The sequence below is a fragment of the Rhizobium leguminosarum genome (assembly GCF_001679785.1).
Taxonomy (GTDB): domain Bacteria; phylum Pseudomonadota; class Alphaproteobacteria; order Rhizobiales; family Rhizobiaceae; genus Rhizobium; species Rhizobium leguminosarum_R.
The window spans coordinates 456,360-468,416 of record NZ_CP016287.1; the positions used below are offsets into that span (position 1 = coordinate 456,360).

A 12,057-nucleotide genomic window follows, 5' to 3' on the forward strand; every position below is an offset into this window, starting at 1 on the left:
TTCCACAGAGGCCGCGGCTATCCCCTGAACGATGCTATTTTCATGTTTTGTTAACCTTTGTAAGTCCGAAGAGGCGCGCAACCAAATCGTTTTGATCGTTGATCGTCCAGGCGCCGGAAAAGCCGAAGCCTTTTCTCAACCACAGCATCGCCTCGAAACCGGCAATCGTTCGCCGCGCCGTGTTGAAGGATTGGAAGCCGCCGATCTTCGGCATGTTCTTTTTCACACGGAAATGATTGCTCTCAATGCCTTGTTGCAGGTGCTTGGTCACATAGTGCACGGGGTCGGGCTGTAGAAGCCCGTCTTCAACCGAAGCTTTGATCGCCGACGGGAAGGTATTGGCACCATCTGTGCAGATCTTGTTCGGCGACAGTAAGGGTTGATCTTTCAGCGTCTTGCGGAAGAACCGCTTGGCGGCTTCGAGATCTCGCTTTGCAGAAAGCAGGAAATCCACCGGGTTGCCATGCTTATCGATGGCTCGGTACAGATAGCGCCATTTGCCGCGGATCTTAACGTAGGTCTCGTCAATCCGAACCGATCCGCAATGAGGCCGGCGAAACTGGCGAAGACGCTTCTCGATCATCGGCGCATAGCTCAATACCCAGCGGTTGATCGTGCTATGATCGACCTCGAAACCGCGCTCTTCGAACATTTCTTCCAGATCTCGATAGCTCAGGGGATATCTCAAATACCAGGTGACCGCCTGTACGATCAGCCATGCCTCGAAATGCCTGCCTTTGAAATCATCCTTCGACTGCCGCTTCAGCTTTTCGGCAATAGCATTCAGAATCATCCGTACGCTCCACAACATTTGGAGCGAAATTTCTCCTCCGACGGTCAACATACCGTTAAGCGCAAAAATTTGCGACAGGCCCCGGCGGACAATCTCCATGCCTAATTTGCTCCACGGAAAAGCAATATTGAGAGCGACCGGTTTAGATCGGCCTTTCTCAGCTTCGGCGGCGCGCGGAAAGCTCGCGCTCTCGCGGCGCTGCTAGGCACTGAAAGTGCTGCGATGCAACATCAGGAATGTTGACATTGGTGCAATGCAACATTACCCTCCTGATATCGACGCGGTTCACCTCCTCCCGAGCCGCGACGATCAGACGGGCAGCGCTCCTCCTCCCAGCTGTCGGTCACAATCAAGAGCCCGGTGCACCTCCTCCCGCACCGGGTTTTTTCGTTTGAGTACGTCCGTCTCCCGTGCTCCAGGCGATGTAATCGACCTCCCGGCCTTCGCGGCGGCGCCTATTCGGATCTTCCAAAGGAGACACGAATTGTTAACTCCAATCGGCTGATAAGATCTGCGCGCGACTTGTAATGCGTTCGTGCGCCTTGATTCTCACTGTTCGGCCGGGAGAAGAACCCCGCGTTCGGCGTCGGGCCTAGCTTCACGACAGCCCACTGTGCGGATATCAGCTTCAGAATTACTATCTCCGATCGATGATGAGGCGACGCACCTCATAAAGATTGGAAGCGGCGCCAACACAAAGCTTAAGAATCTCTTCCGTGCGCACCGTAAAGTTAACCGACGGCTGATGAAGATGTGGGTACATGGGCCATGTCAGAAGTTGCTCGTGATCCGCTTTGTCCGCTGAGATCATTGCGCACGCGGTATGGCCAACCCCAAAATTGAGTGGTTGATCTTTACGGTGAGCGGCATTCACTATATATATTCTCCACAAGGAGAATGATTATGGCCACCGCAGCACGCGCCTACACGCCCGCCGAAGCCGCAGCTCTGAGTGAGATCGCTCTGAAGTCGGTACACAATGCAATCGACAAGCGGATCATCGAGGCACATTTCGGGCGTGAGGGTCGAGAACTTTTCGATGAAGATCTACTGCGTCTGAAGCTCTGGTACGGCGTAGGATCAATACTATCTGCCGAGCGTCGCAAACGTTTGTTCGACACAATCGACCAGAATCCCGACGCGGATACGGTGAGAGCAGATGACTATCTGATTGTGGACGTAGCGAGGGCTAGGGAGCAACTGGCAGCCCGCGCAGAGGCGCTTCGAGAAGCCGAGCAAAAGATCCAGGCGGTGAAGGGCGTCGCAGGCGGCGAGCCGGTCTTCAACGGAACTCGAGTTCCCGTGCGAATGATCGCTGCGATGAAACAGCAAGGCGCCAGCATCGAGGAAATCGTCGGGGGCTATCCTTCCGTCACAGCGCGCATGGTTGAACTCGCCGACATCTGGACGGCAGCTCATCCCGCCCGAGGACGGCCGAAAAGGCTGTCGGAACAGGGACTGAAGGTGAAGTCGGTGAAGCGGCTGCAGCTCACCACCGCCAGCTCCGGGAAACCCTCGGGCACGGCTTCGTGAAACTCCTCATCGATGAATGCCTGCACACATCGCTCGTGGCCGTGGCGCAAGATCACGGCTACGATTGTTTTCACGTCAATCGGCTGGGCCTCAGCGGCGAGACCGATTGGGATTTGATGCCCAGGATCGTCGCGGAGGATTTCACCTTCGTGACGAACAATGCCCGTGACTTCAGGAAGCTCTATGCAAAAGAGGAGCTGCACGCCGGTCTTGTTATCATCGTTTCCCAGGTTTCACCGGCACTGCAGCGCGAACTGTTCTCGGCTGTTCTGCTAGAACTCGCCGCCTCCCAAGGCATCGTGAATGAAGTGGTCGAGATTGCCATCGAAGACGGTGAAGCCATCCTGACCCGCTATGCCCTGCCGGAATGAATATCAATTTCCGCCGATGCGGGACAGATCAATGCGAATTCCCGCACGCTCAACATCGTCGTTCGCCTCCGTCTGTTTCTCGGTTGTCGTCACCGCGGCTTCATCTTCTTTGACCGAGTGCACTTCATATGGGTGCGGCAGTTCGATGGGGTCTCCTGGCTCCTCCGCCTGAAACACGCTCACGCCCTCGAACTCACCGGTCTTCCATGCCTAAACCCGATCCTCGAAAATCTGCGGGAAGACGTCTTTGCTCTTGGGGTTGCCATACCATTTTCGCAACAATCCTGAGGACCTTGGCGAACATCGCCGTGCCTCTGCGAAGGTTTTGGCAGGCATCGACAAGGTCGGGTTTCAGATCGGTCGGTTCCTTCACTCCCACGCCAGCGGGAAATTGGGTCAGGCCGACGCGAACGACCGCCTGACCAGCATATTGCCGCACGATCGCCATCGCCTCGTCCGCCGTTCTGGCGGCCTTTTAAAAAGTTTGCGACAAAACCCATGATCGCAACGGTGCGTGGCGCTGCCAGTGATGGCGCCGCGCTGCATATCCTCTATCGCGAACGCATGCCAGTTCCCGTTCGATGTGGCGACCGTGGCGATGGTTCGCGGAGAGCGGTGGCGCCCCCGGGGGACTTCTTTGCAAATCCGGTCGTTTCCAGCAGTACCAGCCGGGCAGCACCGCTGATCTGCTACGAGCAACTGATCGTTTGGCCTGTCCTGCAATCTATGCTGCACGACCCGGATTTCATCATTGCCATCGGAAACGGCTGGCGGACCGAAGGGGGTATTGCCAAATTGTTTGACCGCCGCTTTTCGGGTATCGAGAGGGGATGAAATTACCGAGCACTTTTCCCCGTCTGAAGGGGTTTCGTTTTCCGCGTGAGGTTATCGCCCATGCGGTTTTGGTCTATCACCGATTTGCGTTAAGCACGGCCGATGTTGAAGACCTCCTTGCTGAACGCGGTGTTTTCGTCAGCCGGGATACTGTTCGTCTCTGGATCAAGCGCTTTGGCCGCCATTTTGCCGACTGCATTCGAACGGACCGACCGAATCCAAACGACAAGTGGCACATCGATGAGGCTGTCATCACGATCGGCGGAAAGAAATTCTGGCTCTGGCGGGCAATTGACGCCGACGGCGATGTTCTCGACATTCCGGTTCAGACTCGCCGTAACACGGCGTTGTTGCGTGGATCACCCGGCGACTGATATTGAGCGGTGGTTTTCAGTCTCCTGATGCGGATTTCGACGATGCCGCACAAGTTCAATGCCGATCGGCGGGACAAGATTGCCAAGCAGAAATATCAGGTGACGAATTGGCCGGCATATAATGAAAGCCTGCGTCAACGTGGTGATTTGACCATCTGGGTGAAGGATGAGGCCCTGTCTTTATGGACGGCGCGGAGGCGGACATCGCGGGGTGGTCAGCCGAAATACTCGGATCTGGCGATTACGTTGTGCTTGACCCTGCGCGTCGTCTACGGGCTGGCGCTACGCCAGACCCAAGGCTTGATGCGCAGTGTCGCGGCGCTGATGGGGTTCGATATTGCCGTGCCTGACTTCTCCACCCTGTCTCGCCGGAGCAAAGGGCTGGCGTTGCCGTCGACAAAGTCCGAGCCACAACATCAGGTCCGGTCCATCTGGTTGTCGACAGCACCGGCTTGAAGGTCTTCGGCGAGGGCGAGTGGCTGGAAAACAAGCACAAAACCAAGACCAAACGCAAAGATGGCGCAAACTGCACCTTGGTCTCAATCTTGTCAGTGGTGAGATTGTTTGTCCGATCTGACGTGGATGATGTCGGCGATCCGACAGCGTTACCAGGACTTCTGGACCAGATCGGTGGCCCCGTCGAGAAGTTCATTGCCGACGGCGCCTATGATGGAACGCCAACCCGAGATCTTCTGGCGACACGCTTTGGTGAGATCGTGGAGGTCATTATCCCACCTCCCAAGACTGCCGTTGCCAGCCCTCAATCGGTGCTGGTTCCATCTGTCCGCGATCGCCATATTGCAGAAATCCAGACCAAAGGGCGGATGGCATGGCAGAAATCCGCCGGCTACAACAAGCGCAGTCGCGCTGAGACCCAGATGGGTCGATGGAAGGCTGTGATCGGGCCCAAACTCAAGGCCCGACATTTTGACAATCAGAAGACTGAAGCGAAGATTGGCGTCCGTGTTCTTAACCGGATGACAGAACTTGGCCGGCCCAAGTTCGAGCGCGTTGCATGAAAAATGCAGTGGATAAAGTTGCCTCGTCCAAAGTCTGATCCATGCAACAGTGCTATCCGCAAGCGCCAATTTTCAACCAGTGGCCAATCGGCATTCAGCAATTCGCCGCACTCGCTGCATAACTGTGTCCAGCGATGGCCGCTTCTGCGGCCTTTTAAAAAGTTTGCGACAAAACCGTGCAATCGTCCTACGACGCTTTTCGTGCAATCTTCGCCTCTCTCTCCGGAGGGGGCGCATTGACGAGCTCGGATACGAACGTCGTCAGCGGTACGATGTTTTCGAGTTGGCTCGCCTGTTCCAGGGCGTCCATGTACTCGTCCCGGCGCGCGACCGGTATGACGGTCCAGGGGACTCTGCACTCTGCCAGCAGAGCATTCATGATGAAGCGTGCCGTTCGGCCGTTTCCGTCGGGGAAAGGATGGATGTAGGTGAACAGGAACGGAGCGACGACGGCTTTCGCGCGCGGATCGGGTTCCTCTTCGATGGATTCGAACAACGCGTCCATTGCATCGGCAATGGCATGCGGTGGCAGGGGGACATGCGAAGAGCCGCGCAGGTAGACGTTGTGCGAACGATAGCCGGCGAGTTGATGCGCCTTGATGATACCCGCGGTGACCGAAGGACTGAACATCGCGCGAAACCAGTCTTGATGCCTTTCTTCAAGCAGTTTGCCGGTCGGCGCGCCATCAAGGATTTTCTTGATATCGTCGCGCACTTCCTCGAAAGCCAGTCGATAACCCTTGGCGGCCAATGCGTTTTTGGTCTCGTAGTCCTGTGCGTCCTCGTCCGGCTTCCACGCTCCGTCCTGGACCCTCTGAATGAGATCTTCGGACACTTCATATCCCTCGATCGAAAGCGAGTTCAGCGCGTCCGCCACATAGCGCTCGTCGATCTGGGCGATGTATCCGTCGCGGTCATTGATGCGCAGTTGCTCGAATCCAATGTTGTCGAGCGCATCTTTCCTCATCCTCGCCCAGAGGTTCTTGATGCGCGTGGCGGAGGGAGCCTGAGCACGCCGCACATCGAGTTTGACCAGCTCGGTCGCAGGATCGAAGGGGTTCTCTTCGTGGGGATTGTAACCGGCCGCGTCCAGGGCTTTCATGATCGTGTCGGCGTCGCGCTCCCTGCCTAGATGGCGCAGAGCTCCCGCGACACGGCCACCCACATGGCTGCGTCCGCCATCAAGAAGATATTGCAGCAGCGAGCTGGTTCCACGGATCGAGCCGATAACGGCAATGACGTCGGTTGCTGATGTTTTCCAGGACTCCGGCGACAGGTTGCAGACCGCCTCTTCCATCGGCATCAATCGCAACCGCTCTTTCGTCTCCGCCGGTTCATTGTCTTTCGAACGCAGCAAATAGAGCGATGTGTCGCTTGGCAGTTTCACGAGCTGGTTGTTCGCCTTTGGGCTTCTGACGATGGCCTGCGACGGAATGGAGTGATTTTCTGACCAGAGAGCAACCGATGCTTCCGCGGAGAGGCGCCATTCATTGGGGAAGCGGTCATCCAGATATCGGGTTACAAATTCCCAGTACACGGTACTCCACGCGGCATCGATTCTATTCTTGGCGGAAGGCCTCGAATTGACTGCCAGCCAGCCTTTCATGATCTCTTCGAGAAAGCCGTTGTCCTGCAAGCGCTCTCTATGGACGCGGCTGAGCTCGTCCGACTTCACGACCGACCTGGTGCCATTCTGGGTGACACCCCTCAGCTCCGAGAGCGATGTTGCGAGCAGTTCGTTGGGTTTCGCCATGCCATCCTCCTGTGATCGCTCCACCTTTATGCACATCGGTAGCACAAAACCTGTCGATGGCTGCTGGATGGCGATGCACTAATTTACCGCATAAGGATTACACTACTTTTCTGCGTATTACTCACACTAATTTTGTGTATTTGAATCGCACTAGTTTTCGGTATGTCATTCACACTAATTTCCCACATCCGAATCACACTAAAATTGCGTATCTGGTTCGCACTAGTTTTTGTATATTGGTGGGTCGGGGCCGATACCGTGCGGCGCTCACAAGCCAGTTCACCGCGGGGGAAACCGCTCTCACTTTTGCCCACCAATGCGTGAGAGGTCGAACCTGATACCAGTTGACTGGGCATCACGGCTTTCCTCGGCATCTGGCGATACGGCAGGCTCGTCTCGAGCCTCATTGGCCACGGGTGTTCTCTCAACGGGCGCAACTCTATCCATTTTCATCGCGCCGTCCGGATCAGGCGCCAGAAAAACCTGTACGCCCTCAAATTCGCCGGTCTTCCACGAATAGACAGCATCCTCGAATATTTGCGGCAGAACATCCTTTGCTGTCGGATTGCCGTACCACTTCGCGACGATACGCATGACCTTGGCGAACAGCTTCGTTCCCATGCGCAGGTTCTCGCAAGCGTCAACGAGATCAGGCTTCAGTTCCGAAGCGTCCTTCACGCCGATGCCGACCGGGATCTGTGTCAGCCCGGCGCGAACGACCGCCTGGCCGACATTCTGGCGGATGATCTCCATCGCCTCGTCCGCGGTCGTCGGCTTCGGCACCAGGATCAGCCGGCCGCCCGACTTGACAGAAATTGCTAGCGGATCCGGGGAACCGGCCGCTTCCACAAACTGCTCGGCGATAGCCGAGGTGAGGGAAGGATCAGTACATTTCGAAATGAGGGCGGCGTCGAGCATCTTGAGGCTCCGAACTTACGTATTAAAGGAAAGGATAAACGGTTTGGAAAACAGCCGAGCCCAGGCGCTGGCGCTGGATCGCGACGATCTTGGTGTCGGCCGTCCACCAGCCGTTGCCAACGGCAACGATCATCTCGGGGTACGGAGAGCATGGATTGCAGGACCGGCCAGACGATGAGCTGCTCGTAGCAGATCAACGGGGTAAGTCTGACCGGTCCGATCCCGACAACGGGATTGGCGAAGAAATAGGCACTGGCGCCGCCGCTCTGCCCGAGCCAGGACCGCCACGGCTGCCACATCGAGCCAGGCATACGCTCACGGTAGAGGATATGGCCGCCGTCCCGGTCGATCGCGATGAGGACATTGTCATATCCGTCACCGCCGATAACTGTCGCGCCGGCGACAACCGCCACTTCACTTTCAAAGAGGTTTTGCCTCCAAAGTTGCTCGACGGTCGGCGTTCGATGTCTCTCAAGTTGCGCCACTCCTCGACCAGATTGGCGGTCCGATCGGACAGTTCACAGCCGACGGTGCCTATGATGGAAAACCTACATACGACGCAGTCATCGATCATAGCGCGGCGGCGGCTATCGTCATTCCGCCTCGCGCCAACGCGGTCGAGCCAAGCGACGATAGGCCTCCCGGCCAACGGAACCGGCATATCGCCGCAATCAACAGTGACGGCCCGATGAAATGCGGGCCAGGTCGCTGCCTGGTCAGCAGACCGAAGTCGCCATCGGCTGCGCCGTCCTCAACCGCATGCTTGCTTGCGCACGCCCGAAAGCTGTCCGCCGCAAGGCAGCCACGCCATAGTCAGCCGTTTCAAAGATCCACATCCGTTCAGTTCCACATCCGTGCACCAACGCCCAACAGTGCGCGCTTGGCATCGAACATATCCCATGCACCTGACGTTAACCCGACCTGGGTCAACCTGAAGTCGCATCGCCTCAGCACCGTTGGGTCTCACCGCGACTGCGCTTGTTGTAGCCGGTGGATTTCTGCCATGCCATCCGCCCTTTGGTCTGGATTTCTGCAATATGGCGATCGCGGACAGATGGAACCAGCACCGATTGAGGGCTGGCAACGGCAGTCTTGGGAGGTGGGATAATGACCTCCACGATCTCACCAAAGCGTGTCGCCAGAAGATCTCGGGTTGGCGTTCCATCATAGGCGCCGTCGGCAATGAACTTCTCGACGGGGCCACCAATCTGGTCCAGAAGTCCTGGTAACGCTGTCGGATCGCCGACATCATCCACGGTCAGATCGGACAAACAATCTCACCACTGACAAGATTGAGACCAAGGTGCAGTTTGCGCCATCTTTGCGTTTGGCCTTGGTTTTGTGCTTGTTTTCCAGCCACTCGCCCTCGCCGAAGACCTTCAAGCCGGTGCTGTCGACAACCAGATGGACCGGACCTGATGTTGTGGCTCGGACTTTGTCGACGGCAACGCCAGCCCTTTGCTCCGGCGAGACAGGGTGGAGAAGTCAGGCACGGCAATATCGAACCCCATCAGCGCCGCGACACTGCGCATCAAGCCTTGGGTCTGGCGTAGCGCCAGCCCGTAGACGACGCGCAGGGTCAAGCACAACGTAATCGCCAGATCCGAGTATTTCGGCTGACCACCCCGCGATGTCCGCCTCCGCGCCGTCCATAAAGACAGGGCCTCAGGCAGCGTTCGAAATCCAGTTCGAAAGAACCGTCTTCGGCTTTGCGCCGAAGGAGATATCGGCGACTTCGCCGCCCTTGAAGATCGCAAGCGTCGGAATGGAGAGCACACCGAACTGTGCGGCGAGTTCCGGATTCTCATCGATATTCAGCTTGACCTTGACCTTGCCTTCCATCTCGACGGCGATTTCTTCGAGGCTCGGCGCAATCATCTTGCACGGGCCGCACCATTCAGCCCAGAAATCGACGACGACGGGTTGTGCGGATTCCAGAACTTCCGACTGGAAATTATTAATATCGACTTTCACGGTAGCCATGGGCTGCTCCTTTAACGGAATTGGGTGTTGAACCAGATGTGATGGTGCGGTGCGGGATTTTCAGTTACCGACCCGACGCTATTTTGGACATAGGGGGCGTTGCCCCTGTGATGCCGGAGTTTGCCGAGACAAGGCGGTCGGACCCCTTGACCATGCGCGGATTCTCAAAATGTGCTATAATTGCCTCCTGACGGTTTTGTACATGCCAGACGTATTGCGTCCGTCACGTCGTATATAATCGTTATTCACGACAGTCAACAGTCAATAAGCTGCCGCGCTGGTACTGTCACATTGATTGCGGTAAGGAAATTGAGGTAGCAGCGCGCCCATGACCGTGAGTGCACCGACCTACAAGAACCACCGCTATCCGATCGAAATCGTAGCCCGTGCTGTCTGGCTCTACTTTCGCTTTAATCTGAGCCTGCGCGATGTCGAGGAAATGCTGCTCGATTTCGGGATCGTCGTTTCCTGCGAGACCATCCGCCGATGGTGCCGAAAACATGGCCTTGATTATGCGCGCCGCATACGCCGCAAGGCGCCGACGAAAGGCGATGTCTGGCACCTCGATGAAGTCGTGGTGCGCATCAACGGTCAGAAATGCTGGTTGTGGAGAGCGGATGATCAGGACGAATATGTGCTCGACGAGATCGTCCAGACGCGCCGTAACACCAAGGCGGCCAAGCGCCTGCTGACGCGACTTCTGAAGAAGCAGGGCATGCCGCCAAAGCGTAATGATCACCGACAAATTGCGCTCCTACGGGGCGGCCAAACGCCAGGTCATGCCGAACGTGGAACACCGCTCGCATAAAGGCTTGAACAACCGGGCCGAGAATTCTCACCTGCCGTTGAGAAAACGGAGCGAACGCGACAGGGTTTCCGGTCGGTTGGCTCATTGCAACATTTCGTGTCGATCTTCTCCGCCGTGCGAAACCTCTTCGTCCCATCCCAGACCAACCGCTCCGCAGCACAAATTCGAACCCATCGACGCCAGGCAATGGCCGCGTGGGAAGCCGTGAGTGCACGGCCTGCCTGAAAAGCGCAGGCTCGGCCTCACCTGGCCACATTCAAACAACGTGACAACGCCGTCCGCACGGGCCTTGACTCGCCTGCCATTCAAACAACGTGACAGCGCCGGCACCGCACCTCGCCCGCCGCTCAATCACCTTCGACCGTGGGACCGTCGCGGAGATTGGCTTGCGGCGTGGCCGCCAGTTGATCTGCATCAACGCCGCAAAGGCAAATCAGACATAGGATCTCGCCGTCGCAACGGAGGAAGAGTCTATGCCCGCAAACACCGTCATTCCTATCGGCGACGACGCCCTTTCCACTGCAATTAGAATGCGCTTGGAACTGGAACTCGGACTGACGTACGATGTCGTGAAGGTGACGGTTCTCAATGGTGAGGTGACCTTGCGCGGAAGGATGGCGTGTCCGTCGAAAAGGGAAGCAGCGAAGGTCACCGCGGAGAGCGTGCGCAGAGTGCGCAGAGTGATCAGCGACATTTCGACGGCATATTACATGGCCGGGAGCCCAGCCGATCGTTGGCATGAAGGCTGCGCATGGGCCTGTCGCAAATTTTGGCGCTTAACGGTATGTTGACCATGGGAAGAGAGATGCCGCTCCGAAAGTTGTGGAGCGAGCCTATGATTCTAAATGCTATTGCCGAAAAGCTGAAGCGGCAATCGAAAGATGATTTCAATGGCCGGCATTTCGAAGCATGGCCGATCGTGCAGGCGGTTGCCTGGTATTTGGGTTATCCACTCAGCTATCGGGATCTTGAGGAGATGTTCCGGGAATGTGGCTTCGAGGTCGATCATAGCACCGTCAACCGTTGGGTTCTGGCCTACGCGCCGATGGTCGAAACGCGGCTTCGCCAGTTCCGGCGGCCGCATTTCGGCTCTGTCCGGATTGACGAGACCTACGTCAAGATCCGCGGCAACTGGCGATATTTGTATCGGGCCGTCGACAAACACGGAAATCCGGTAGATTGCCTGCTGACAGTGAAGCGGGATCTCGATGCCGCCAAGCGGTTCTTCCGCAAGATGCTGAAAGATGAGCCCTTGCTGGCACCGACAAAGATCGGCACTGACGGTGCCGATGCCTTCCCATCGACGATCAAAACGTCGGTTGACGATGGGCTTCTCCATCCGGACCCGGGTGCATTATGTCACCAAGCATCTTCCAGCAGGGCATCGAGAGCGACCATTTCCGGGGAAAAAGAACATGCCCAAAATCGGTGGCTTCCAATCCTTCGAAACCGCGCGGCGAACCATCGCTGGTTTCGAGGCGATGCTGTGGTTGAGGAAAGGCTTCGGTTTTACCGGTGGCTGGACTGTCAACCACCAGAACGATCTACTTGCGCGCCTCTTCGAACTCCAAAAGGTTAACAAAGCGTGAAATCCACGTCGTTCGGGGATAATTGCGACTTGCAAATATCTTTGCGACAAGCCCCCGGTCAGGTTCTAAACTCGCCCGGCAG

Annotated in this window: 11 protein-coding genes and 7 pseudogenes; 11 read left to right on the plus strand and 7 right to left on the minus strand. The window is 56.9% G+C overall.

Features of this window, described 5'->3' with window-relative positions:
• Positions 1 to 40: 40 nt before the first annotated feature.
• Positions 41 to 793, minus strand: coding sequence for an IS6-like element ISRle6 family transposase (locus BA011_RS26550; RefSeq protein ID WP_065282979.1), 753 nt, complete (start codon positions 791 to 793; stop codon positions 41 to 43).
• Between the two features lie 903 nt (positions 794 to 1,696).
• On the opposite strand from BA011_RS26550, the gene BA011_RS26555 reads away from it, so the two are divergent.
• The gene (locus BA011_RS26555; RefSeq protein ID WP_063474878.1) at positions 1,697 to 2,326 is read left to right on the plus strand and encodes a DUF433 domain-containing protein; all 630 of its coding nucleotides are present in this window, start codon (positions 1,697 to 1,699) and stop codon (positions 2,324 to 2,326) included.
• On the plus strand, positions 2,323 to 2,697 hold the full coding sequence (locus BA011_RS26560) for a DUF5615 family PIN-like protein (RefSeq protein WP_065282980.1): 375 nt from the start codon (positions 2,323 to 2,325) through the stop codon (positions 2,695 to 2,697). The genes BA011_RS26555 and BA011_RS26560 overlap by 4 nt, the downstream gene beginning before the upstream one ends.
• Positions 2,698 to 2,700: 3 nt before the next feature.
• Here BA011_RS26560 and BA011_RS26565 read toward each other — a convergent pair.
• Positions 2,701 to 3,166, minus strand: a pseudogene (locus tag BA011_RS26565) (conjugal transfer protein TraH); the annotation flags it as partial.
• Between the two features lie 29 nt (positions 3,167 to 3,195).
• On the opposite strand from BA011_RS26565, the gene BA011_RS26570 reads away from it, so the two are divergent.
• The 4 genes and pseudogenes from BA011_RS26570 (at position 3,196) to BA011_RS45285 (ending at position 4,924) form a co-directional block, all read left to right on the plus strand.
• The gene (locus BA011_RS26570; protein ID WP_065282981.1) at positions 3,196 to 3,531 is read left to right on the plus strand and encodes a nitrilase-related carbon-nitrogen hydrolase; all 336 of its coding nucleotides are present in this window, start codon (positions 3,196 to 3,198) and stop codon (positions 3,529 to 3,531) included.
• A pseudogene (locus BA011_RS26575) lies at positions 3,528 to 3,887 on the plus strand (IS6 family transposase); the annotation flags it as partial. The gene BA011_RS26570 and the pseudogene BA011_RS26575, both read left to right, overlap by 4 nt.
• Before the next feature lie 60 nt (positions 3,888 to 3,947).
• Positions 3,948 to 4,361, plus strand: coding sequence for a transposase (locus BA011_RS45280; protein WP_237352735.1), 414 nt, complete (start codon positions 3,948 to 3,950; stop codon positions 4,359 to 4,361).
• On the plus strand, positions 4,337 to 4,924 hold the full coding sequence (locus BA011_RS45285; RefSeq protein WP_237352754.1) for a transposase: 588 nt from the start codon (positions 4,337 to 4,339) through the stop codon (positions 4,922 to 4,924). Before BA011_RS45280 ends, BA011_RS45285 begins: the two co-directional genes overlap by 25 nt.
• A gap of 187 nt (positions 4,925 to 5,111) precedes the next feature.
• On the opposite strand, the gene BA011_RS26590 is transcribed toward BA011_RS45285, so the two are convergent.
• From BA011_RS26590 to BA011_RS42260, 3 genes and pseudogenes are all read right to left on the minus strand, one after another.
• Positions 5,112 to 6,560 (minus strand): Fic family protein, encoded by a 1,449-nt coding sequence (locus tag BA011_RS26590; protein ID WP_237352736.1) that lies wholly within the window; start codon positions 6,558 to 6,560, stop codon positions 5,112 to 5,114.
• Between the two features lie 417 nt (positions 6,561 to 6,977).
• Positions 6,978 to 7,595 (minus strand): TraH family protein, encoded by a 618-nt coding sequence (locus BA011_RS26595; protein ID WP_065282983.1) that lies wholly within the window; start codon positions 7,593 to 7,595, stop codon positions 6,978 to 6,980.
• A gap of 15 nt (positions 7,596 to 7,610) precedes the next feature.
• Positions 7,611 to 8,056: pseudogene (locus BA011_RS42260) on the minus strand (nitrilase-related carbon-nitrogen hydrolase); the annotation flags it as partial.
• On the opposite strand from BA011_RS42260, the pseudogene BA011_RS26600 reads away from it, so the two are divergent.
• A pseudogene (locus tag BA011_RS26600) lies at positions 8,029 to 8,408 on the plus strand (IS5/IS1182 family transposase); the annotation flags it as partial. The pseudogenes BA011_RS42260 and BA011_RS26600 sit on opposite strands and share 28 nt — an antisense overlap.
• 134 nt (positions 8,409 to 8,542) lie before the next feature.
• On the opposite strand, the pseudogene BA011_RS46570 reads toward BA011_RS26600, so the two are convergent.
• Both BA011_RS46570 and trxA read right to left on the minus strand, forming a co-directional pair.
• Positions 8,543 to 9,268 (minus strand): annotated as a pseudogene (locus BA011_RS46570) (IS5 family transposase).
• Positions 9,261 to 9,578: a thioredoxin gene (trxA, locus tag BA011_RS26610; RefSeq protein ID WP_065282984.1), complete on the minus strand. Its 318-nt coding sequence runs from the start codon at positions 9,576 to 9,578 to the stop codon at positions 9,261 to 9,263. The pseudogene BA011_RS46570 and the gene trxA overlap by 8 nt, the downstream one beginning before the upstream one ends.
• 328 nt (positions 9,579 to 9,906) lie before the next feature.
• On the opposite strand from trxA, the pseudogene BA011_RS26615 reads away from it, so the two are divergent.
• From BA011_RS26615 to BA011_RS46580, 4 genes and pseudogenes are all read left to right on the plus strand, one after another.
• Positions 9,907 to 10,611, plus strand: a pseudogene (locus tag BA011_RS26615) (IS6 family transposase).
• A gap of 305 nt (positions 10,612 to 10,916) precedes the next feature.
• Positions 10,917 to 11,177, plus strand: a complete 261-nt coding sequence (locus tag BA011_RS26620; RefSeq protein WP_237352755.1) for a BON domain-containing protein — start codon at positions 10,917 to 10,919, stop codon at positions 11,175 to 11,177.
• 44 nt (positions 11,178 to 11,221) lie between these two features.
• Positions 11,222 to 11,668, plus strand: a pseudogene (locus tag BA011_RS46575) (IS6 family transposase); the annotation flags it as partial.
• Positions 11,669 to 11,711: 43 nt separating this feature from the next.
• Positions 11,712 to 11,975, plus strand: coding sequence for a DDE-type integrase/transposase/recombinase (locus BA011_RS46580; RefSeq protein WP_420493446.1), 264 nt, complete (start codon positions 11,712 to 11,714; stop codon positions 11,973 to 11,975).
• Positions 11,976 to 12,057: the final 82 nt, after the last annotated feature.

Excerpts from the sequence above, each read along its gene's own strand:
- BA011_RS45280 (WP_237352735.1), top strand. The coding sequence starts at position 3,948 with ATGCCGCACAAGTTCAATGCCGATCGGCGGGACAAGATTGCCAAGCAG.
- BA011_RS26550 (WP_065282979.1), bottom strand. The coding sequence starts at position 793 with ATGATTCTGAATGCTATTGCCGAAAAGCTGAAGCGGCAGTCGAAGGAT.
- BA011_RS46580 (WP_420493446.1), top strand. The coding sequence starts at position 11,712 with ATGGGCTTCTCCATCCGGACCCGGGTGCATTATGTCACCAAGCATCTT.
- BA011_RS26620 (WP_237352755.1), top strand. The coding sequence starts at position 10,917 with ATGCGCTTGGAACTGGAACTCGGACTGACGTACGATGTCGTGAAGGTG.
- BA011_RS26570 (WP_065282981.1), top strand. The coding sequence starts at position 3,196 with ATGATCGCAACGGTGCGTGGCGCTGCCAGTGATGGCGCCGCGCTGCAT.
- BA011_RS26595 (WP_065282983.1), bottom strand. The coding sequence starts at position 7,595 with ATGCTCGACGCCGCCCTCATTTCGAAATGTACTGATCCTTCCCTCACC.
- trxA (WP_065282984.1), bottom strand. The coding sequence starts at position 9,578 with ATGGCTACCGTGAAAGTCGATATTAATAATTTCCAGTCGGAAGTTCTG.
- BA011_RS26555 (WP_063474878.1), top strand. The coding sequence starts at position 1,697 with ATGGCCACCGCAGCACGCGCCTACACGCCCGCCGAAGCCGCAGCTCTG.